This window comes from Streptomyces sp. NPDC001415 (genome assembly GCF_053597395.1).
Map to the genome: position 1 here is coordinate 350,106 of NZ_JBSFIE010000002.1, position 20,825 is coordinate 370,930.

18 protein-coding genes, 2 tRNA genes and 1 pseudogene are annotated in these 20,825 nt (G+C 71.5%); 10 read left to right on the top strand and 11 right to left on the bottom strand.

Annotated features, from left to right (window positions below):
• Window positions 1–162 precede the first annotated feature (162 nt).
• Window positions 163–711, top strand: coding sequence for an NADPH-dependent FMN reductase (locus ACWC2B_RS03740; RefSeq protein ID WP_450714799.1), 549 nt, complete (start codon window positions 163–165; stop codon window positions 709–711).
• A gap of 96 nt (window positions 712–807) precedes the next feature.
• Here the strand turns inward: ACWC2B_RS03740 and ACWC2B_RS03745 are convergent, their stop codons facing one another.
• Window positions 808–1,875: an LLM class flavin-dependent oxidoreductase gene (locus ACWC2B_RS03745; protein WP_450714800.1), complete on the bottom strand. Its 1,068-nt coding sequence runs from the start codon at window positions 1,873–1,875 to the stop codon at window positions 808–810.
• A 262-nt stretch (window positions 1,876–2,137) separates the two neighbouring features.
• Between ACWC2B_RS03745 and ACWC2B_RS03750 the strand changes: the two genes are divergently transcribed.
• The 8 genes from ACWC2B_RS03750 to ACWC2B_RS03785 all read left to right on the top strand — a co-directional run bounded on the left by ACWC2B_RS03750 (window position 2,138) and on the right by ACWC2B_RS03785 (window position 9,548).
• Window positions 2,138–3,538, top strand: a complete 1,401-nt coding sequence (locus tag ACWC2B_RS03750; RefSeq protein WP_450714801.1) for an amidase — start codon at window positions 2,138–2,140, stop codon at window positions 3,536–3,538.
• Between the two features lie 76 nt (window positions 3,539–3,614).
• Window positions 3,615–4,493 (top strand): ectoine/hydroxyectoine ABC transporter substrate-binding protein EhuB, encoded by an 879-nt coding sequence (gene ehuB / locus ACWC2B_RS03755; protein WP_450714802.1) that lies wholly within the window; start codon window positions 3,615–3,617, stop codon window positions 4,491–4,493.
• On the top strand, window positions 4,490–5,233 hold the full coding sequence (gene ehuC, locus ACWC2B_RS03760) for an ectoine/hydroxyectoine ABC transporter permease subunit EhuC (RefSeq protein WP_450714803.1): 744 nt from the start codon (window positions 4,490–4,492) through the stop codon (window positions 5,231–5,233). Before ehuB ends, ehuC begins: the two co-directional genes overlap by 4 nt.
• On the top strand, window positions 5,230–5,880 hold the full coding sequence (gene ehuD, locus ACWC2B_RS03765; protein ID WP_450714804.1) for an ectoine/hydroxyectoine ABC transporter permease subunit EhuD: 651 nt from the start codon (window positions 5,230–5,232) through the stop codon (window positions 5,878–5,880). The genes ehuC and ehuD overlap by 4 nt, the downstream gene beginning before the upstream one ends.
• Before the next feature lie 13 nt (window positions 5,881–5,893).
• Window positions 5,894–6,652, top strand: coding sequence for an amino acid ABC transporter ATP-binding protein (locus tag ACWC2B_RS03770; protein WP_450714888.1), 759 nt, complete (start codon window positions 5,894–5,896; stop codon window positions 6,650–6,652).
• 210 nt (window positions 6,653–6,862) lie between these two features.
• Entirely contained in the window at window positions 6,863–7,621 is a 759-nt protein-coding gene (locus ACWC2B_RS03775) for an IclR family transcriptional regulator (RefSeq protein ID WP_450714805.1), read from the top strand.
• A 75-nt stretch (window positions 7,622–7,696) separates the two neighbouring features.
• A tRNA-Lys gene (locus ACWC2B_RS03780) sits at window positions 7,697–7,770 on the top strand.
• A gap of 194 nt (window positions 7,771–7,964) precedes the next feature.
• A complete protein-coding gene (locus tag ACWC2B_RS03785; RefSeq protein ID WP_450714806.1) occupies window positions 7,965–9,548 on the top strand; it encodes an MFS transporter in 1,584 nt (527 codons plus the stop codon).
• Between the two features lie 137 nt (window positions 9,549–9,685).
• Here ACWC2B_RS03785 and ACWC2B_RS03790 read toward each other — a convergent pair whose 3' ends face one another.
• From ACWC2B_RS03790 to ACWC2B_RS03810, 5 genes and pseudogenes are all read right to left on the bottom strand, one after another.
• Entirely contained in the window at window positions 9,686–10,657 is a 972-nt protein-coding gene (locus tag ACWC2B_RS03790) for an SGNH/GDSL hydrolase family protein (protein WP_450714807.1), read from the bottom strand.
• A 507-nt stretch (window positions 10,658–11,164) separates the two neighbouring features.
• A pseudogene (locus ACWC2B_RS03795) lies at window positions 11,165–11,824 on the bottom strand (AMP-binding protein); the annotation flags it as partial.
• 92 nt (window positions 11,825–11,916) lie between these two features.
• Window positions 11,917–12,516 carry a lytic polysaccharide monooxygenase auxiliary activity family 9 protein gene (locus ACWC2B_RS03800; protein WP_450714808.1) on the bottom strand — a complete coding sequence of 200 codons (600 nt, stop codon included), beginning with the start codon at window positions 12,514–12,516 and terminating at the stop codon, window positions 11,917–11,919.
• Between the two features lie 316 nt (window positions 12,517–12,832).
• Window positions 12,833–14,026, bottom strand: a complete 1,194-nt coding sequence (locus ACWC2B_RS03805) for an SPFH domain-containing protein (RefSeq protein WP_450714809.1) — start codon at window positions 14,024–14,026, stop codon at window positions 12,833–12,835.
• A gap of 220 nt (window positions 14,027–14,246) precedes the next feature.
• Window positions 14,247–15,776 carry a peptidoglycan-binding protein gene (locus ACWC2B_RS03810; protein WP_450714810.1) on the bottom strand — a complete coding sequence of 510 codons (1,530 nt, stop codon included), beginning with the start codon at window positions 15,774–15,776 and terminating at the stop codon, window positions 14,247–14,249.
• 210 nt (window positions 15,777–15,986) lie between these two features.
• Between ACWC2B_RS03810 and ACWC2B_RS03815 the strand changes: the two genes are divergently transcribed.
• Window positions 15,987–16,060 (top strand) — tRNA-Lys (locus ACWC2B_RS03815).
• Between the two features lie 68 nt (window positions 16,061–16,128).
• On the opposite strand, the gene ACWC2B_RS03820 is transcribed toward ACWC2B_RS03815, so the two are convergent.
• The 5 genes from ACWC2B_RS03820 to ACWC2B_RS03840 all read right to left on the bottom strand — a co-directional run bounded on the left by ACWC2B_RS03820 (window position 16,129) and on the right by ACWC2B_RS03840 (window position 20,823).
• Window positions 16,129–17,154, bottom strand: a complete 1,026-nt coding sequence (locus ACWC2B_RS03820; RefSeq protein WP_450714889.1) for a glycoside hydrolase family 6 protein — start codon at window positions 17,152–17,154, stop codon at window positions 16,129–16,131.
• A gap of 320 nt (window positions 17,155–17,474) precedes the next feature.
• Complete coding sequence (locus tag ACWC2B_RS03825; protein WP_450714811.1) at window positions 17,475–18,155, bottom strand: class F sortase; 681 nt, start codon at window positions 18,153–18,155, stop codon at window positions 17,475–17,477.
• Between the two features lies 1 nt (window position 18,156).
• Entirely contained in the window at window positions 18,157–18,717 is a 561-nt protein-coding gene (locus tag ACWC2B_RS03830) for a hypothetical protein (protein ID WP_450714812.1), read from the bottom strand.
• A 100-nt stretch (window positions 18,718–18,817) separates the two neighbouring features.
• On the bottom strand, window positions 18,818–19,597 hold the full coding sequence (locus ACWC2B_RS03835) for an HAD-IIA family hydrolase (protein WP_450714813.1): 780 nt from the start codon (window positions 19,595–19,597) through the stop codon (window positions 18,818–18,820).
• 149 nt (window positions 19,598–19,746) lie between these two features.
• The gene (locus ACWC2B_RS03840; protein WP_450714814.1) at window positions 19,747–20,823 is read right to left on the bottom strand and encodes a 2-aminoethylphosphonate ABC transporter substrate-binding protein; all 1,077 of its coding nucleotides are present in this window, start codon (window positions 20,821–20,823) and stop codon (window positions 19,747–19,749) included.
• Between the last annotated feature and the right edge of the window lie 2 nt (window positions 20,824–20,825).

Here is a 20,825-nt window from a genome sequence, read left to right on the forward strand (position 1 = left end):
CCTTGTCAGGGGCCGAGTTGGGGTGCTTTGGCCTGCCTCTGACCGGCGATCGCTGGCCATTCGCGGCTGCGGGGGCGCGGGCGGGAGAGCTGGACCAGCCCTCTGCGGTAACCCAGGTTTTACCGACGCGGCACCGGCTTTCACCGACGTAGCATCGGCGCCATGACCTCCCTCCCCACCCTCATGCTCATCAGCGGCAGCCTGCGCGGCGCCTCCACCAACTCGGCCGTGGTCCGCACGCTCGCGGAGCTGGTGGCCGGGCGCGCGAGGGCCGTCACGTACGAGGGCATGGGCGACCTGCCCCACTTCAACCCGGACGACGACACGGACCCGCTGCCGGCGGAGGTGGTGCGCCTTCGCACCCTGATCGCGGCCGCGGACGCGATCCTCATCTGCACCCCGGAGTACGCGGGCGACCTGCCGGGCTCCTTCAAGAACCTGCTCGACTGGACGGTGGGCGGCGTCGAGATCACGGACAAGCGGGTGGGCTGGATCAACGCGTCGGTGGCCCCGACGGGGGCGGCGGGCGCGCATGCGGCGCTCCGTACGGTGCTGGGCTACACGGGCGCGCACGTCGTCGACGCGGCAGCCGCCCACGTCCCGGTCCCGCGCGACGCCATAGACCCCGGCTCGGGACTGGTCACCGACCTGCCGGTACGGGACGCTCTGGGCGGGGTGGTCAGCACCCTGCTGGAAGCGGAACCCGCTTGATTTGAGGGCCAGTTGGGGCCCCCGCCCTACCAAGGGCGCGACCAGCCGAGCGAGCCCGGCCCCCACCGCGCCCCCGACAGGGCCGGTCCTGGCCCCCTAGAAAGCCTGGGCCGGCAGCCCGTAAGCGTCGGCGATCAGGTCGTAGGAGCGCACCCTCACCTCGGACCCATGCGCGTTGGCCGTGATCATCAACTCATCCGCACCGGTGCGCTTCTGGAGGTCGTCCAGCCCCGCACGCACCTCGTCCGCCGTCCCGGAGACGACGTTCGCCAGCCAGCTGTCCACGAACTCCCGCTCCAGCGCGCTGAATTGGTAGGACTCGGCCTCCTCCGGGGTCGGCACGAGGCCCGGGCGGCCCGTGCGCAGGCGGACCATCGAGAGCGCGTTGGTCAGGGTCTGGCGCCTGGCCTCCCGTTCCTCGTCCGCCGCCAGCGCCGAGACGCCGATCAGGGCGTACGGCGCGTCCAGAATCTCCGACGGCCGGAAGGAATCCCGGTACAGGTCCAGCGCCGGGACGGTGTTCGCCGCCGAGAAGTGGTGCGCGAAGGCGAAGGGGAGACCCAGCATGCCGGCCAGGCGGGCGCTGAAGCCGGACGAGCCGAGCAGCCAGATCGGCGGGCGGGCCGAGGGGCCCTGCACCGGACCCGGCACCGCGTGGATGCGGGCGTACGGATGCCCGTCGGGGAAGTCGTCGTCGAGGAACCGGGTCAGCTCGGCGAGCTGCTGCGGGAAGTCCTCGGCGCCTTCGTTGAGGAGGTCGGTGCGGCGCAGGGCCGCGGCCGTCGCGCCGTCCGTGCCGGGCGCCCGTCCGAGCCCGAGGTCGATGCGGCCCGGCGCCATCGCCTCCAGCGTGCCGAACTGCTCGGCGATCACCAGCGGCGCGTGGTTGGGCAGCATCACCCCGCCCGAACCGAGCCGGATGCGCGAGGTGTGGGCGGCGAGGTGGGCCAGGATCACGGCCGGCGCGGACGAGGCGACGCCCGGCATGGAGTGGTGCTCGGCGACCCAGTGCCGGTGGTAGCCGCGCCGCTCAGCGAGCTTCGAGATCTCGACGCTGGTCCGCAGGGCACGGTTCGCGGTGTAACCGTTGCCCACCGTCACCAGGTCGAGTACGGACAGGGGTACGGGTGCGGTTCCGGCCGCCGTCCCTCGAATCGCATCCACGTCCACCGGTTCGCGCCTCCAGTTCGTTCCGTCGTACGCGGTCCGCGTACGTGCGGCCAAACAGGAGGCAGTCTCCGTTTTATTCCCGGGGGCGGACATCCTGCCGGGACCGAACCTCCACGACTCCGCCGGGCCGAACCCCCGAGGGCCGGCCGGCCACCCACGATCGGCCGCCAGCCCGACCCCCCTGGCGGGCTGGAGGCCGAGCACGGCCAGGCGGTCGGCCACGTGGCAAGCCACAAACATGGGTACGACCTCATTCATGACTGAGCCGAGCGAACTCTTCGACCTGACGGCACGTCAACTCCTGGCCGGCTACCGGGCAGGCACCTTCTCGCCCCTCGATGCGACCCGGGCGGTACTCGCCCGGATCGAGGCGGTCCAGCCCCGCCTCAACGCGTTCGTACGCGTCGACACCGAACCGGCCCTGGCCCAGGCCCGTGCCGCCACGGAGCGGTGGCGTTCGGGGGAGCCGAAGGGGCTTCTCGACGGGGTGCCCGTGTCGGTGAAGGACGTACTCCTCCAGGCGGGCGGGCCGACGCTGAGAGGGTCCAACACCACGTCCGAGCACGGGAGTTGGCACGAGGACGCTCCGGCCGTGGTACGGCTGCGCGAGCACGGGGCGGTGCTCGTCGGCAAGACGACGACCCCCGAGTTCGGCTGGAAGGGCGTCACCGATTCCCCGCGCACCGGCATCACCCGCAATCCGCACGACCCGGCTCGCACGGCGGGCGGCTCCAGCGGGGGCAGCGCGGCGGCGGTCGCGGCCGGGGCGGCGCCGCTGTCGGTCGGCACGGACGGCGGGGGCTCGATCCGTATCCCCTCGTCGTTCTGCGGGGTGTTCGGCCTCAAGCCGACGTACGGCCGGGTCCCGCTGTACCCCGCGAGCGCGTTCGGCACCCTCTCCCACGTGGGCCCCATCGCCCGGGACGCGGCGGACGCGGCGCTGCTCCTCGATGTGATCAGCGGCGCGGACTGGCGCGACCCGACCGCCCTGGAGCCCCCGGCCCACTCGTACGCCGCGACCCTCGCCGAGGACACGGCGGCGGGCGTCAAGGGCCTGCGAATCGCCTACTCCCCCTCCTTCGGCGGGCAGGTGGCGGTGCGCCCCGCGGTCGCGTCCGCGGTACGGACCGCGGTGAGCCGGCTCGCCGACCTCGGCGCGCACGTGGAGGAGGCCGACCCCGACTTCGCCGACCCGATCGACGTCTTCCACACCCTGTGGAGCGCGGGAGCGGCCCGCCTGGTGGACCAACTGAGCGCCCCACAAAGGGAGTTGATCGAACCGGGGCTGCGGCAGATGGCGGTGCGGGGCGCGCGGCTCTCCGCCCTGGAGCTGCTCGCCGCGCGGACGGCCCGCCTGGAGCTCGGCCGGCGGATGGCCCGCTTCCACCAGCGGTTCGACCTGCTGGTGACGCCGACGCTGCCGATCACCGCCTTCGAGGCGGGCCGGGAGGCGCCGACGGGCCCCGCGCCGCACCGCTGGACCGGATGGACCCCGTTCACATACCCGTTCAATCTGACCCAGCAGCCGGCCGCCACCGTCCCGGTCGGCACGGACGCGGACGGCCTCCCGATCGGCCTCCAGCTGATCGCGGCGCGCCACCGGGACCAGGTGGTGCTGCGGGCGGCCGCGGCGTTCCCGGAGCGCCCGACGGGGTGAGTCCGACGGGCGGGCCCGAGCGGCGCCCCGAAAAATAGGGGGCATGGGCCGAGTAAAGGGGGGTAGCCGCGCCGCCATGGCCCGAGCTACCTCACGCCCCAGACCCTCCGTACCCAGGCGAACCCTGCTCACCGGCGCCGCCGCCGTCGCCCTCACCGGCGCCGCAGCCTGCTCCCGCGTCCCCCAGGGCGGCGCCCTCGCCCGCCTCAAGTCACAGGGCGCGGTACGCCTCGGCATCGCCGGCGAGGTCCCGTACGGATATGTGAACGACCAGGGCGAGTTCACCGGCGAGGCCCCCGAACTCGCCAAGGTGATCTTCAAGCGGCTCGGCATCGGCCGCGTACAGCCCGTGGCGACCGACTTCTCCTCGCTGATACCCGGGCTCAACTCCCAGCAGTTCGACGTGGTCTCCGCCGGGATGTACATCAACAAGGACCGCTGCGCGCAGGTCCTGTTCGCGGACCCCGAGTACCAGATGCTGGACGCGTTCATCGTCCGCAAGGGCAACCCGAAGAACCTGCACAGCTACGAGGACGTGGTCCGCAGCAAGGCACGGTTCGCGACCGGCACCGGCTACGCCGAGATCGGCTACGCCACCGCCGCCGGCTACCCCGAGAGCAACATCGTCATCCTCCAGGACCAGGTCGCGGGCCTGAACGCGGTCGAGTCGGGCCGCGTCGACGTCTTCGCCGGCACCTCGCTCACCGTGCGCGAGGTGGTGAAGAAGAGCGCGAAGGCCGAGGCCACCCAGCCGTTCGCGGCGGTCGTCGACGGCAAGAAGAAGATCGACGGCGGCGGCTTCGCCTTCCGGCCCACCGACGGCCCGCTGCGCGACGCCTTCAACACCGAGATCCACCGCATGAAGCAGAGCGGCGAGCTGTTCCGGATCCTGCGGCCGTTCGGCTTCACGCAGGCCGAGATGACCACCCTGACCGCCAAGGAGCTGTGCCGATGACGGCGGGACTGTGGCAGCACTGGGTGCTGCCGGGAATCTGGGTCACTGTCCAACTGACCGTGTACAGCGCGGCGTTGGCGGCGGCGGTCGCCTTCGGCATCGGCATCGCCCGCACCCACCGCTCGCGCCTGGTGCGCTTCCTGGCGGCCGCGTACACGGAGATCTTCCGCGGGACCTCGGCGCTTGTCCTGATGTTCTGGCTGTTCTTCGTGCTGCCGCCGCTCGCGGGCTGGCAGCTCGTCCCCATGTGGGCGGCGGTCCTCGCGCTCGGTCTCTCCTACGGTGCGTACGGCGCCGAGATCGTGCGCGGCGCGCTGAACTCGGTGGCGCCCGCCCAGCGCGAGGCCGGCATCGCGCTGAGCTTCACGCCCTGGCAGCGGATGCGCCTCGTGCTGCTGCCGCAGGCGGTGCCGGAGATGGTCCCGCCGTTCTGCAACCTGCTGATCGAGCTGCTCAAGGGGACCGCCCTGGTCTCGCTGCTCGGGGTGGGCGACGTGTCGTTCGCGGCGTACCTGGTGCGGCTCGCGACACAGGACAGCGCGCAGATCTACTCCATCACCCTGGTCATCTACTTCGTGCTCGCCTTCGGGATCACCCGTGGAATGAAGGCACTTGAGCGCCGTACCAAGGCCAACCTGGGCCTGAGCACCGCGCCCCCGGGGGACGGCCCCCGGACCACCGCCAAAGTGAGGAAGCCCGCCGTGGCCGGCGGCACGACAGCGCGAGGTGACCTTCGATGACCTGGGACTGGTCCGCGGTCTGGGACTTCATGCCGCGCTTCGGGGACGGCGTGCTCACCACGCTGCAGATCCTCGCGCTCGGCTCCCTCATCTCGTTCAGCCTTGGCCTGGTGTGGGCGCTGGCCTTCCGGGCACCGACCCGCTTCGTGCGCTGGCCGGTCAACCTGATCACGGAGTTCATCCGCACCACCCCCCTACTGGTGCAGCTGTTCTTCCTGTTCTTCGTGCTGCCGGAGTGGGGCGTGAAGTTCTCCGCGCTGACCACCGGCGTCCTCGCCATCGGCCTGCACTACTCGACGTACACCGCGCAGGTCTACCGGGCCGGCATCGATGCCGTGCCCAAGGGCCAGTGGGAGGCGGCGACCGCGCTGAGCCTGCCCGCGCACCGCACCTGGTTCGCGGTGATCCTGCCGCAGGCCGTGCGCCGCATCGCGCCCGCGCTCGGCAACTACGTCATCTCCATGCTGAAGGACACCCCGCTGCTCGCCGGGATCGGCGTCCTGGAAATGCTCCAGCAGTCCCGCCTGGCAGGGGCGAGCACCTTCCAGTACACCGAGCCGCTGACCGTCGTCGGCGTCGCCTTCATCCTCATCGCCTATCCGGCTTCGCTGTTCGTACGAGCCCTGGAGCGCCGCCTTGTCCGCTGACACCCAGATCGACATGCCCATGAAGAAGCAGAGCGGCACCGAGCTGATCCGCTTCGAGAACGTCACCAAACGCTTCGGCGACAACACCGTCCTGGACGACCTGTGCTTCACCGCCCGCAAGGGCAAGCACGTCACCCTGATCGGCCCGTCGGGCTCCGGCAAGACCACGATCCTGCGGCTGCTCATGACGCTGGAGACGCCCGACTCGGGCATCATCCAGGTCAACGGGACGCGGCTGCACCCGGCCGGTGAGAAGGAGCGCAGGGAGGCCCGCAAGAAGATCGGGATGGTCTTCCAGCAGTTCAACCTGTTCCCCAACATGAGCGTGCTGCGCAACATCACCGAGGCGCCGGTGCGGGTCCTCGGCCTGTCCCCCGACGAGGCCGAGGCGCGGGCGCGCGAGCTGCTCGACCTGGTGGGCCTGGGCGAGAAGCGCGACGCGAAGCCCGCTCAACTGTCCGGCGGGCAGCAGCAGCGCGTCGCGATCGCGCGGGCGCTTGCGATGCGTCCGCAGGTGCTGCTGCTCGACGAGGTGACCTCGGCGCTCGACCCGGAGCTGGTCGCCGGGGTCCTCGACCTGCTGCGCGACATCGCCCGTACGACCGACATCACGATGCTCTGCGTCACGCACGAGATGAGCTTCGCGCGGGACATCTCGGACGAGGTGATGATGTTCGACGCTGGCAAGGTGATCGAGTCCGGCCCGCCGGAGAAGATCTTCGGCGAACCGGAACACGAGCGTACGCGTGAGTTCCTGGGCGCAATTGCCTGAGCACGCGCCGTGCACAACGCTGACCTCACGTTCCGGCCACCCAAGCGCCCCCGATCGTGACTCTGGCATATGCCACGGTGGCGCGTCCCAGCGTAGAGCCCTGAAACGCGCCACCAATCTTGTCAACACCCCCACCAGAAACGGGTCTTGGCGGCTATCGTGGAACGGCAGACCTGCCACCTTCGCAGCTCGACCTGCTAGGGGGAAACCGTGGCGCTGAAGCCAGAGCCGACCGCGCCGTTCCATTCGGTGCAGTACGTCCTGCGGGTCCTGGAGGCGATCTCCAGGCACGGCGGGGGTGTGACCGATGTCCAGATCGCGCGCGAGACAGGCCTGCCTCCCGCTCACCTGACCTCGATGCTGCTCATGCTGCGGCGCGAGGGATACGTCGAGCAGGTCGCCGACGGCGCCTACGCGATCGGCGATTCGATGGTCCTGGTCGGCTCGGGCACCGCCCGCCAGCAGGCCCTGGAGACCAAACTCCAGGACACCCTCACGTCCCTGCGCGACTCGGTGGGCGCGGCCGTCTACATCAGCCGCTACATCGACGGCGAGGTCAAGATCACCCAGTACGCGGACGGGCCGACCGCGCCGAAGGTGAACGAGTGGGTCGACTTCAAGTCGGCGGCGCACGCGAGCGCGGTCGGCAAGTGCCTGCTGACCCAGCTCGACCAGAACGGCCGCCGCGACCACCTCTCGCGCCACAAGATCGCCCGGCTCACCTCGCGGACGATCACCAGCGAGAAGGTCCTGTTCTCGAAGCTCGACAGCCAGCCCGCCACCGTGCCGGTGCTCGACCTCCAGGAGTACGCGGTGGGCACGGTCTGCGCGGCCGTACCGCTGACCGCGGGCTCGGCCGTGGGCTGCCTGGCCCTGTCGATGCCGATCGAGCACGCCCACCGACTGCGCGCCGCAGCCGACACCCTCAACCGCAGGGCCGCCCCGGTGGTGCTCTCGCTGGCCATCTGACCACCCCGGCACAGCCCCGTCCCGAGGTGGTCAGAAGCACCCCGAAGGACCAGGTAGTATTTTCTCTGTCAGCAGGCGCCGCTAGCTCAGTTGGTTAGAGCAGCTGACTCTTAATCAGCGGGTCCGGGGTTCGAGTCCCTGGCGGCGCACAGACGGAGAAAGCCCCTCGCGAAAGCGGGGGGCTTTTTCGTGCGCGCGGGCGGGGCCGCGCGCACGCCCGGGAGGCGACGACGGATCACAGGACCGCTGGTCCACTACGGCGGATCGACCCGCCCCAAAATTTATACGGACGTCTTAAACGCTAGTACTAGACAGACGTTTAAGACGCTCGTACATTGATGCCATGACGAACTCGACGAGCACCACAGCGAGCACCACCGGCGGGGCGGGCCTCCGCGCCGGGCGCAGGGAATGGACCGCCTTCGTGGTCCTGCTGCTCCCCCTCCTCCTCGTCTCGATGGACGTCTCCGTCCTCTACTTCGCGCTCCCCTCCATCAGCCGCGAGCTCGACCCCTCCGCCACCCAGCAGCTGTGGATCATCGACGTGTACGCCTTCGCGCTCGCCGGGCTGCTGATCACGATGGGCTCGCTCGGCGACCGGATCGGCCGGCGCAAGCTGCTCCTGATCGGCGCCGCCGCGTTCGGGATCGCCTCGGTGACCGCCGCGTACGCCACCAGCGCCGAGATGCTCATCGCCTCACGAGCGCTGCTCGGCATCGGCGGGGCCACCCTGATGCCGTCCACCATGGGCCTGGTCCGCAACATGTTCCGCGACGACAAGCAGCGCGGTCAGGCGATCGGCATCTGGTCCGGCGCGATGGCGGGCGGCGTCGCGCTCGGCTCGGTGATGAGCGGGATCATGCTGGAGCACCTGTGGTGGGGCTCGGTCTTCCTGATCAACGTGCCCGCGATGGTGCTGCTCCTGATCCTGGCGCCGCTGCTCGTCCCGGAGTTCAAGGACCCGGCGCCCGGCAGGTTCGACCTGCTGAGCGTGCCGCTGTCGATGGGCGCGGTGCTGCCGGTGGTGTACGGCCTCAAGGAGTTCGCGGCCGACGGCTTCTCCGTGCGCAGCGCCATCTGCGTCACGGTGGGTCTGGCGCTCGGCACGGTCTTCGTACGCCGTCAGCTCACCCGGCGCGACGCGATGATCAGCCGTGAACTCTTCCGCCCCGGCCGGGGTTTCGGCGCCGCGATCTCGCTCAACACCATCGCCGCGTTCGCGATGATGGGCTCGGCCTACTTCACCACCCAGTACCTCCAGTCCGTGCTCGACATGAGCTCGCTGCGCGCCGCGCTGTGGAGCGTCGCCCCCTCGCTCGCCATCGGCGCCGCCGCCCCGACCGCGACCGCCGTGGCGCAGAAGGTGAACCGGGCCTACGTCATCGCGGCGGGCTTCGCGATCGGCGCCGCCGGCTACGCACTCCTGGCGCTCGCCGGGACCGATTCACTGTGGACCGTGCTCGCCGGTGCGGCGGTCATCGGCATGGGCATCGTGACGGTGATGGCCCTCGTCTCCGACATGGCGCTGGCCTCGGCGCCTGCCGAGAAGGCGGGCTCGGCGGCCTCGCTGCTGGAAACGGGGCAGGAGTTCGGCGGGGCGCTCGGCATGGCGGTGCTCGGCTCGATCGGCACCGCGGTCTACCGCTCCGACATGCCGGCCTCGGCGCCGACCGCCGCCCGGGAGACCCTGGGAGCGGCCGTCGCCGGCGCCGACCGGGCCCTGGCGGGCATCGCCCGGGAGGCGTTCGTGCACGGCATGCAGTACGCGGCGGTCGGCGGCACGCTGATCCTGGCGATCGCGGCGGCTCTGGCGGCGGGGATGCTGCGGGGTCCGGCCGCGGCGGCGAAGGATGCGGCGCGGGCGCAGGGCGGGGAGGACGCGAGCGGTGAGGCCACCCCGCCCCGGGCCGCGGAACCGGCGATGTGAAACCCGTACATATCTGTCCCGCCGAGCGACCCAGGGACCCGATGTAACCGACGTATCCGATGTAACCGACGTAGCCCAGGTAGCCGAAGGGCCGGTCATCTCCACGATGGCCGGCCCTTCGGGGGTTTCCGAGTGGGTCAACTACCCAATTCCGCAAGGACAGTCGCGGCCTGGTGGTCGGCGCCGAGACGGTTCGGGTGGAACGGGACGGCGGGCCCCGGCGGGTTGCTGGACATCGGCACCAGGCCCTCGACCCAGCGCGTACCGTCGGGCTTGCAGATGTCGTGCCCGACACTTCCCCGGTACGTGTCGACGAACCGGGCCCCGCCTTCTGCCGCGGCGGAGGCGAGCATGCCGTTCAGATCCTTGAGCCGGGCGCCGAACCAGGTCAGGTCCTGGTCTTGGATCGGCACCGTCGGATAGCAGCCGCGGTCGGCGGCGACCCCCGCGAGATAGTCGACGACCAGCACGGTGGCCCTGGGCGAACGCTGGTGAATGCCCGCCAGTACGGAGGTGATCCGCGGCTTGACGGCGGCGATGCGCTGCGACATCAGGTCCTTGCCGCCGGGCGCGGCGAACCTGGTCCGGCACGCGTCGGCGAGCGGGGCGGGCAGCGGGCTGATACAGCCGAGGACGGCGCTCACGAGCTCCGCGTCATTGCCTCCGATGCCGAGGGTGACGAGGTCGGTGGTGGGGGTGAGCCGATCGAACTGCGGCGGGTTCACGCCCTGCGTCAGCAGCAGTGCGCTGCCGACCTCCTGCGGCTTGGTCATCTCGGCGGTGGTGGCGCCACCGCAGGTCGCGTCCCGGAACGCCTTCACGCCGAGCCGGGCGGCGACCTGCTTGGGGTAGTTCCAACTGCTCTGGGCGCAGCCGACGGGGGCGTAGGTGTGATCGATACCGAGGACCGTGACGTTGGCGGACCACGAGTCGCCCAGGGCGACGTACTCATGGAACCGGTGTTTCGCGGGCGCGGCGGATTCGGCGGGGACGGCCCGGGCGGTGCGGGGTGCCGCTTCGGCGGGGGTTGCCGGGGCGGCGAAGGTGGCTGCGCCGGTGGCCACGGTGGTGGTGAGGGCGAGGGCGGCGAGGAGGAGGCGGGGGTTCACTCGCCCATCCACCCATTGTGGGGCGGGGTGTTGGGGGACCCTGGCCGGTGATTCACCCGGGCGCGGGATGCGGGTGCGGCGGCTGGCACAGCCCGTTCCGGTCATGCCGCATGCTGCGGCGGCCCGGTGGGGCCCGCCGGGGGGTGCCTGGGGGTGCGCTGGGGCTTTCGCCCCAGACCCCGGAGCGACCAACCACCCTGGGTGCCCTACAGGGGCGCGAGGAACTGCGCGAGCAACCACGCACGGTCCGAGGCCGAAAGCGGGGTCAGGGGCGCGGGGAACTGCGCGACCAGCCAGCCACGGTCCGCGGCCGACTGACGGCGCTTCCAGCCCCTTGGCGGAGCTTGAGGAACGGGGTGGAGCTGCGGAGGGGGGTGCGGGGGAGGAAGTCCCCGCAGGGGGCCCGGGGCGCAGCCCCAGGAAGGGGTGCAGGGGACGAAGTCCCCGCAGGGGGTCTGGGGCGCAGCCCCAGGGCTCGGCCCTCTTCACCCCCGCTCACGGGCGGGCGGGTGGGCAAACCCCCCGGGGGTCTGGGGCGCAGCCCCAAGAGTCAGCCTTCTCCACCCCCGTCACGGGCGGGTGGGTGGGCAAACCCCCGGGGCCCGGGGCGCAGCCCCAGGGGGCAAGCTTTCCGGCCGTGAAGTACAGCAGGAGGCGGCTGGCCGGGCTCACAGTCCCCAGCGTCGACTCGCCCGGCTTCGCTCCCTCGTACGGCGCGAGCAGTTGCTCGTACGCCTCCGTGTCCGTCACCAGGATGCGTACGCCCGGCAGTTCAAGACCGTCGAGCAGGGGAAGGTGTGCGCGCCCGGTGACCAGGACCCGGCATTCGGTGTGCAGGATGTCGCGGGCCAGCTCGGGGCCGCGCCGGGTGGGGTTGATGCCCGCCACGGCGGCCCCGGCCAGGGCCGCCGCGCTGAGCCACAGCGGGAACTCGGGGGTGTTGTCGAGCAGGACCCCGAGGTGCGGCTCGGCACCCCGGGGCAGCAGCTCGGCCAGGAGCGCGGCGCGGGCGGCGGCGCCCGCGGCGATCTGGTGGGGGTCCCCCTGCTCCTTAAGAGCTTGGGGGAGGGTGAGTTCCAGATCGCCGTACCGCAGCCCGGCCCGCCCGTCGCCCCACTGGCGCTGCACGTACTCCGACACGGTCGACGCCGTCGATCCGCTCGACACCGTCAATGCGGTCGATACGGTCGACGCGGCCGGGGTGGTCGATGCGCTCGGCTCACGCTTCTTCATGGGGGCGCACGGTAGTTGACGTACCGTCAGAACTGAACGTCCGAGCAGGCGTAGAAGGCGTTTCCGGTGTCCGCGACCGTCCACACGGCCAGGATGATCTGGTGGCCGGTCCGGCCGGTGGGGATGGTGCCCTGATGCGAGAGCGTGGCCGGGGGCTGCTTACCGCCGTACGGGACGACGAGGAACGGCCGGGTGTCGAGTGCGGCCCGGGTGAGTTTCTGGCTCGGATCCCAGCCCTGCTTGGTGAGGTAGTAGCGGAAGTCGGTCGTCGCGTGCCGGGCGGTGAACTGCCAGCGGAACGTGTATGTCTGACCGGCCGTCAGCTTCGTGGTGGGCCAGCCGACGCCACCGCGCGGATCGTCCAGCTCGGCGAATCTGCTGTTGCCGCCCGCGCAGATCGTCCGGTCGGCCGGGCCGGCCACCGGGAAGCCCTTGGGGCCCTCGACGGACTGCGGCTCCCACTGGATGTCACCGCAGCCGGTGACCGTTCCGTTGGCGCAGAGCTTCTGTCGGCTGATCGGCTGGTCGGTGTAGCCGTGGCTGCTCGCACTGCCGGTCGCGAGCAGGGACGCGCCGGCGACGGCGAGTCCCACCACGGCGGCACCGAGCCGCTGCTTCTTTCGCATGCTGACCACTCCTGGAGAACGTGGGGGAGTTCCTTGGATGGAGCTGCACGCGTGCGGTATCTCATGTTCCGGTCTAGACCAACTCCCAGACTATTGACGGGAGTTGGACGTGTCCAGGCCAACGGCCACACCAGCTTCACGGGCGCATCAGATTCACGGCGGCGTCGGATTCACGGCGCCGTCAGATGCGTGACAGCGTCGGATTCATGGCCGTATCGGATTCATGGCCGCGTCAGATTCGTGCGGGCCCGCCCAGCGCGGCCTCGCCCGCCTTCGCGGCCCCCACCGCGCCGGTCTCCGACTCCCGTACCCGCCCCTACGCGCCCTCCCCCGCCCCCCGCCCCGTGTAGAACGCGACCGTCAGGTCCTTCACCAGGCCCTTGCGCTCGTAGTCGTCGAGTTCCACCAGGCCCCGAGAGGTCAGCCGGTGCACGGTGTCCTCGACGGCGTCCACCACCGAGGTCAGCACCGCGTCCCGGTGGCGGGCGTCGATCGCCGCGACCCGTCGGCGACGCATCGCCGCCGCCACGTCGGGCGCGTACTCGATCCGGGTCGGCTGCGCCGCGTACAGCTCGATGCCGACCGCCTCCGCCTCCGGCTTCAGCATGCGGGTCAGCGCGTCGCCGACGGCTTCCGCGTTGCGCAGGGTGGGCGCGTCGTCGTCCTGGAAGGCGTCGGCCGGGAGCTGCGAGAGAACCCGGGCCATCGCCGCCTCCACGTGGTCGCGCAGATACCTCTGATGGTCGGCGACGGCGAGCGCGGCCCGCGCCGTCTCCCGGATCCGCCACACCACCAGGACCACCACCCGCAGCGCCGTCCCGTTCGCGTCGGCCGCGTCCATCGGCTCGCTGCGCCAGTGCCTCAGCCGCAGGTCGACGCGGCGGCGCAGGAACAGCGGGCTCATCCACACCAGGCCGGTGCGCCGCACGGTCCCCCGGTAGTCGCCGAACAGCGAGAGCACCCAGGCGTGCCCGACCTGACCCCGCCCGAGCCCGCCGAACGCGAGCACCGCCACGATTACCCCGAGGCCGAGCAGCCCCCACTGTCCGAGACCGATTCCGACGTACGGGTACGCGGGCAGCCCCAGCAGCGTGGCGAGGAGCCGGGGCGGGGCGCCGGTCCGCCAGATCACCGCCGCGCAGCCCGCGAGCGCGAAGGCCCCGACGGCGACGGCCGCCCAGCCGGGCAGCACCGGGCCCGGCCGCTCCGAGATGCGCGGGTCGGCCGCGGGCGCCGGCCTGGCCGGGGCCGCGACGACCGTGCGCGCGCCCGCCTGTCTGGGCGGCCTCGCGATCGTGCGCGAGGCGGGCGGATCCGCCGCGGGGACGCTCCGGTTGGGCCCCGTGTCGTCCCGGAACAGCAGGTGGACCGGGAGCTCGGCGGTGTTCTCGCTGCTGATCAGGGTCACCCTGCGCCCGGCGTCCGGCACCGCGAGGGCGGGACTCCGGGACGGCTCGGCGCCCTCGGGCGGGGTCGGGGTCGGGGTGGCGTTGGGGGTGGGGGTCTGCATGCTCGTCCTTCTCTCCGTCATGCCTTGATGCCTTGATGCCTTCGTGCGCTGATGCCGTCCTGCGTTGATGCCGGTCCTGCGTTGATGCCGGTCCTGCGTTGATGTCTTCGTGCCTTGATGCCGGTCCTGCGTTCGTGCGGTCCTGCCGTCTCGCCGTTCTGCGGTCCTGCCGTCACGCGGTCACGCGGTCACGCGGTCACGCGGTCACGCGGTCACGCGGTCACGCGAAGAGTCGCCGCCAGGTCTCGGGGCCGGGGTAGCCGTCGGCGTCCGCGCCGGACCAGCCCTGGGCCCGCTGGAACGCCTCGACGTTGCGCCGGTCCTCCTCGCCCCAGTACGGCCCGGGCCCCGAGGTGTAGTACATGCCGAAGCCCTTCATCACGAGCTGCCGACCGAGCTGGGTGACGTAAGGACTGTCCTGGCCCGGCCGGAAGTGGCCGAGGCCGGGATAGGCCGGCCGCACGGCCTGCGAACCACCCGAACCCGAAGCCGAATCGGAATCGGCATCGGAATCCGAATCGGAATCCGCAGCCGCATCCGGAGCCGGAGCCAGGGCCAAATCCGAATCCGGAGCCGAATCCGGAGCCGGTGCCGGGACCGGAGTCACGGCCTGGGCCGGAGCCGGAGCCGGGGCTTGGGTCGGAGCCGGGGCCGGGACCGGGGCTTGGGTCGGAACCGGGGCTGGGGCCGGGGCCGCCGGGGCCGGGGGGATGTCCTTGCCGCCGCCCTCCACGAGCAGCGCCCAGGTCCGCGCCCCGGGAATCCCGTCGGCGCCCGCGCCGGTCCAGCCCTGGGCCTGCTGGAAGGCCCGGGTCGCGTTCAGGTCTGCCGAGGTCCAGCGGGGTCCCGGCCCCTCGGTGTAGAAGCGGCTTCCGCCGCGCCGCACCAGCATCTGGCCGAGCCGCGTGACATAGGCGTTGTTGGCACCGGGCCCGAACTTCGCGGCGCCCGGGAACGCCGAGCCCTCGCTCTCCGTGCCGGTCTCCCCGCCGCCGCTCCCCGTGGCGAGCCCCTTGTACCGGTAGGGCACGTACTTGGCCGAGTTCTTCCAGTACGCGTACGGGGTGGCCTGCTTGCGGGTGCCCGGCGGGGTCTGCTCGTAGGCCGTGTAGTAGTTGTGCGTGTGGTCCGTCCAGCCGCCGAAGATCACGACGTGCGAGCCCTTGGACGGGTTGCTCGGGTTGTGGAAGAGCAGGATGTCGCCGGGCTGGAGCGCGTTACGACTCGTCCGCGCGGCGAACCGGTCCAGGCTCCCCGTCCACTCGTTGCTGCCGAGGTCCCACGCCATCGACACATAGCCGGAGCAGTCCTGCCGGTACCCGTCCGTCCAGTACGCGTCCATGTTGTACGGGACTGACGCGGCCACCCAGGTCTTGGCCCGGTTGATGATCTGGGCCCGGGTGACCGGGCGCAGCTTGGGGGGTGCGCCCTGCGCCGGCTGGCCCGGCGCGCCGTGCAGCCCGCTCGGGCCGCCCTGCTCGGTGGGCGGCCCGGGGTCGGCCGGCGTGTTGGCGCCCGGTCCCCCGGGCAGCGGGATGGGGGTGGCCGCGGCCACCGCGGAGCCCCCCAGCACCATCGAGGCCGCGGTGGCCGCGACGAGCGCGCGGCGGGCGCCCGGGCTCGCCGCGGGGTGGCCGCCGTCGCGCACCGGGAGCAGCCGCAGCCGCCGCCGGTCCGCGCAGCCGGGGCAGCCGCACGCTCCCGTGGGCTCGTAGTCCTCGAACACCGGCCCCGGTGTACTGGCCTTCATCCGCTTCCCCTCCCGTTCTTTTCGTTCTCGGAGACTTCGGAGACTTGGAGACTTCGGAGATCTTTTCCGTGCCTCCACACGGACAGCTGTGTCGTAATTGTCATAATGTGTAGCAGTTTGACGGAACGAAACGGATAAAACGAACATCTGACAGCGTGGCGCTGGTCAAAACCACCCTCAGGAGTCCGGTAAAGTTTTCCGAGTCAGCAGGCGCCGCTAGCTCAGTTGGTTAGAGCAGCTGACTCTTAATCAGCGGGTCCGGGGTTCGAGTCCCTGGCGGCGCACGCACCACCGAGGCCCCCTCGCCCAGCGCGAGGGGGCCTCGGTCGTTCCCGACGTCCGGCGGGGCCGCTCAGCGGGAATTACGCGCCAGGCCCAGGGCGTATTCCGGCCACCACGCCCCCGCCTGTGGGCCGCCCCTGCACGGGCCGTCCGACTCACCCGGCCGCTTCGCCCAGACGTAGGCGTCGACCAGGCCGTCCCCCGTATGCGTCGTCGGCGGTTCACCGAGGGCCCGGCCCGGCGGATTGCACCAGTTCTCGGCGGGGTCGCCCTGCGTGTAGGGGCCGTTGCCGTTGCGGCTCGTGTCGATCACGAAGTGCTTGCCGCCGACCTTCGCCGACAGGCGCTCCCCGAACTCCCGACTCGCCCGCGTCGTCTGGAAGTTGGAGACGTTCACCGCGAACCCGTCGGCGCTCTCGATGCCCGCCCGCCGCAGCGGTTCGTCCAGGGCCTCCGGTGAGCGCCACCCCGCGTTGCCCGCGTCCACGTACACCTTGGTCGCCGGCTGTCGCTTGAGCCGCTCGACGGCGCCCTTGAGGAGCGCGTACCGCGCCTCGTGGAGCGCGTTCGGGGTGCAGCCGTCGACGAGGTGCACGACGGCGTCCGGTTCCAGGACGACCGTGGCGGGGCGGTCCGCGATGCCGCGGGCCACCTGGTCGACCCAGTTGCGGTAGGCGTCGTCGTCGGGGGCGCCTCCCTTGGAGAACTGGCCGCAGTCGCGGTGCGGGATGTTGTAGAGGACGAGCAGCGCCGTGCGGCCGGCCTTGGCGGCGGCCTCGGTGTAGCCGCGCACCACCGCCTCCGGATCGGGATCGCTCCCGGCGATCCACTCGCCCACCGGCCGCTCGGCGATCTTCTTCATGAGCGCGGCCTTCTCGCCGTCACCGGCCTCCGTGTACGCGGCCAGCTGGCGGGCCGCGCTGGTGTCGGGGTCCACCCAGAACTGGCCTGTGGCGGTGGGTAGTCGGGACGGCCGGGAGGGCGCCGAGCTCGGGGCCGAGCCCTTGCCGGATCCGGCGCAGCCCGCGGCGAGGAGGGCCGTCGCGGCGGCCAGCACGCAGGACCGCACCACGGCCCTGGCACAACTCCCGTACATCCAGCCCGAGTTGTCCGAATACGTCGCGGCTCCGGCTCCGGCTCCCAACTCAGGGTGTCGCTCAAGGGACTTGGCGTTAACCGGGTCTAGGCCAGGTGCGTACATCGGTTCTACAGTGATGGCGTCGAGCCCCGCTCGGGTCGTCTCACGGGCTCCCGACCTCACTGAACCTCCCGCGGCGGCGCCGGGCTTCTCCCGCAGCCCTTGCGCCTGCGGTCGAGGACCAGCCCGGCCGGCGGCTCCGGGGGGAGCGGGCCATCGGCCGGGCCAGGTGCCCGGTGGCCGTCCGGGGTCCGGGCCCGGCCTCCCGCGCGCGGCGGTCAGGGCTTCGGCGGCTTCGAAGGGGCCGCGTCCCTCGCGTCGGTCAGATAGGCCGAGACCACCACGTTCGCCGTGTAGGCCTTCGTCCTGCGGTCGTACGTTCCGCCGCAGGTGATCAGGCGCAGCTCGGCACGCCCGTGCTGCCGGGGCCCGTACACCTTCGCGGCGTCGAAGTGGCTGCGGGGGAAGACCTGGACGTCGTCGATGGTGAACTCGGCGATCGAGCCGTCGGCGCGGGTCACCTTGACATGCTGGCCTGGGCGGGCCGAACTCAGTCCGTAGAACACGGCCGGCCTGCTCTCGGTGTCCACGTGCCCGACCAGGAGCGCGGCGCCCTCCTCGCCGGGCCGGGCCCCGCCGCCGAACCAGCCGACCGTGCCGGGCCGGTCGTAAGGCGGCGGGTCGACCGCGCCATCGGCGTCCAGGTTGCGCGGCACGACCGGCGCGGCGACCCCCAGAGCGGGGATCTCCACGCGCTGCGGCAGCACGCCCTTCAGCGGCTCGTGCGCGGGGGGCAGCGGCACGCCGAGCGGCCGGCCCACGGCCGCGATGTCACCGGTGGTGGGCGCCGACGTACTGCCGGAGCCGCTGGATGCGTCCCGGCCCCACAGCCACAGGCCGAGCAGCAGCACGGCCCAGGCGAGGCCGGTGAGCCGCCCACTGCCCTGCGCCGAGGACATGTCAGTCGCCGCTGCGCCGACGCCGTACGCTCCGGGAGGCCACGGCGACCGCCGCGACGGCCGCGAGCGCGAGGCCGATCACCGTGTGCACGGTGCCCGGGCCCTGCTCCCTGGCCTCGACCGCGGCCGGCGTCGCAGTACCGCCGCCGCCCGCGTGCACGGGCCGGAACGGGGTGGGCCGGGAGTGGTCATGGTGGTGGTGCGATTCGCCGTGGACCACGGTGAGGCGGCCGCTCGCCTTGCCGGGGCTGTCCTTGCAGGTGACCCAGATGTCGTAGTCGCGGTCCTGCGCGTCGACACGGATCCGGGCCCGGGCGAAGAGACCGCCGTCGGCGGCGGGCATGAAGTGGGCCTCCGACACGAAGGCGTCGGAGCCGGCGACCGCCTCCCGGCCGCCGCACACCCTGATCCGCAGATCCACTTCCCCGCCCGGGGCCGTGGTGCCCGGGGTCACCCGCACCGATCCGTGTTGCTCGGACTCGGCCACCGCAAGGGACCCGGGGAGCACGGTCAGGGCGGCGGCCGCCACGGCCGCACAGATGGTGATGGGGCGGATGCGCATCGTGAACCTCCTGCAACCGAGATTCGCGTGTGAGCCCGCATTCCGCACCCCGAGGGCGTGGCGGCTCCGCCGGACGGGCGCCCCGTGCGCCCCGGACGGGTCAGATCAGCTTCACCAGGTCCGCGATCGAGTCGACGATCTTGGACGGCCGGAACGGGTACGACTCCACGTCGTTCGGCCGGGTCAGCCCCGTCAGGACCAGGAACGTCTGCATGCCGGCCTCCAGGCCCGCGAGCACGTCCGTGTCCATCCGGTCACCGATCATGGCGCTGGTCTCGGAGTGCGCGCCGATCGCGTTGAGGCCGGTGCGCATCATCAGCGGGTTGGGCTTGCCCGCGAAGTACGGCTTCTTGCCGGTCGCCTTGGTGATGAGCGCGGCGACCGCGCCGGTGGCGGGCAGCGGGCCCTCCTGGCTCGGCCCGGTCTCGTCGGGGTTGGTGCAGATGAACCGGGCCCCTCCGTTGATCAGCCGGATCGCCTTGGTGAGCGCCTCGAAGCTGTAGGTACGGGTCTCGCCCAGGACGACGTAGTCCGGCTCGTGGTCGGTCAGGACGTACCCGATGTCGTGCAGCGCGGTGGTCAGGCCGGCCTCGCCGATGACGTACGCGGTGCCGCCGGGCCGCTGGTCGTCGAGGAACTTCGCGGTGGCGAGCGCCGAGGTCCAGATGTTCTCGACCGGCACGTCCAGGCCCATGCGCTGCAGGCGCGCCTGCAGGTCGCGCGGGGTGTAGATCGAGTTGTTGGTGAGCACGAGGAAGGGCTTCCCGGACTCCTTGAGGCCCTTCAGGAAGGCGTCCGCCCCGGGGATGGGGGTGCCCTCGTGGATGAGGACACCGTCCATGTCGGTGAGCCAGGATTCGATCGGCTTGCGCTCTGCCATGGGTGCGGACTCCTGCGTTCTGCGCGGTCTTCGCGCGCTGCTGAGCGATGAGCTGGGGACGCCGGCGCACCGCGCTGTGCGTTGCCGGCGCCCCCAGCCTAGCCACGATCCGCCGATCCCGACCTGGGCGATCAGCGTTCGGCCGCGGCTCAGTTTCCGGTGGCGGACTTCCACGCGTCCACGTACGCCGGCAGGTTCTTGGCTATGTCCATCCAGTCGGGCTGGAAGACGTCGACGCCCTGCATCAGCTTGCCGAGGGCGACCGCGTCGGCGTCGGTGGCCTTGATGTCGGCGCGGGCCGCGAAGCCGCCGCCGATCGCGCTGACCTCCTTCTGCGCTTCCTCGCTCAGCATGTGGTCGAGGAGCTTCTTGCCGTTGGCGCTGTGCGGCGCCTTGCTGACCAGGCCGGCCGCGTACGGCAGTCCGAAGGAGGACGGCTTGGTGCCGCTCGCGGTGCCCGGGAACCAGATGCCGAGGTTGGGCATGGTCTTGGCCTGGGCGTAGTTCATCTGTACGTCGCCGTTGGCGGCGAGCAGCTCGCCCTTGTCGACCTTGGGCGCGAGCTTGCCGGTGGAGGCGGACGGGCCGACGTTGTTGGCCTGGAGCTTGCGCAGGTACTCCATCGCGGCTTCCTTGCCGCCGAAGTCGTGCATGGCCTTGATGACGAGCGCGGTGCCGTCGCCCGCGACACCCGGCGTGGAGTACTGGATCTTGTTCTTGTATTTGGTGTCGAGGAGGTCCTCCCAGTTCTTGGGGGCCTCCTTCAGCTCCTTCTTGTTGTAGACGAACCCGAAGTAGTTGTTGACGACCGAAGTCCACATGCCGTCGGGTGACTTGGCCCCGCCGTCGACCTTGTCCGCGCCGGCCGGAACGTACTTCTGCAGCAGCCCCTTGTCCTGGGCCTGCTGGATGAACGGCGGCAGGGTGATGAGCAGGTCGGCCTGCGTGTTGGACTTCTCGCGGACGGCGCGCTGCACCATCTCGCCGGAGCCGCCCTCGACGTACTTGACCTTGATGCCGGTCTTCGCCTCGAAGTCCTTGAAGACCTTGTCGTACCAGCCGTCGCCCTTCTCGCCCTTGAGGCCGTCGGCGCTGTACACGGTGACGGTCTTCGCGTTGGAGTCGGCGGAGGAGTCGCCGCCGCAGGCGGTCAGGGTGGCGGCGAGGGCGAGGCTGCCGGTGACGGCGGCGATCGGCTTGAGTGCGGTGAGGGTGTTTCTGTGCATGA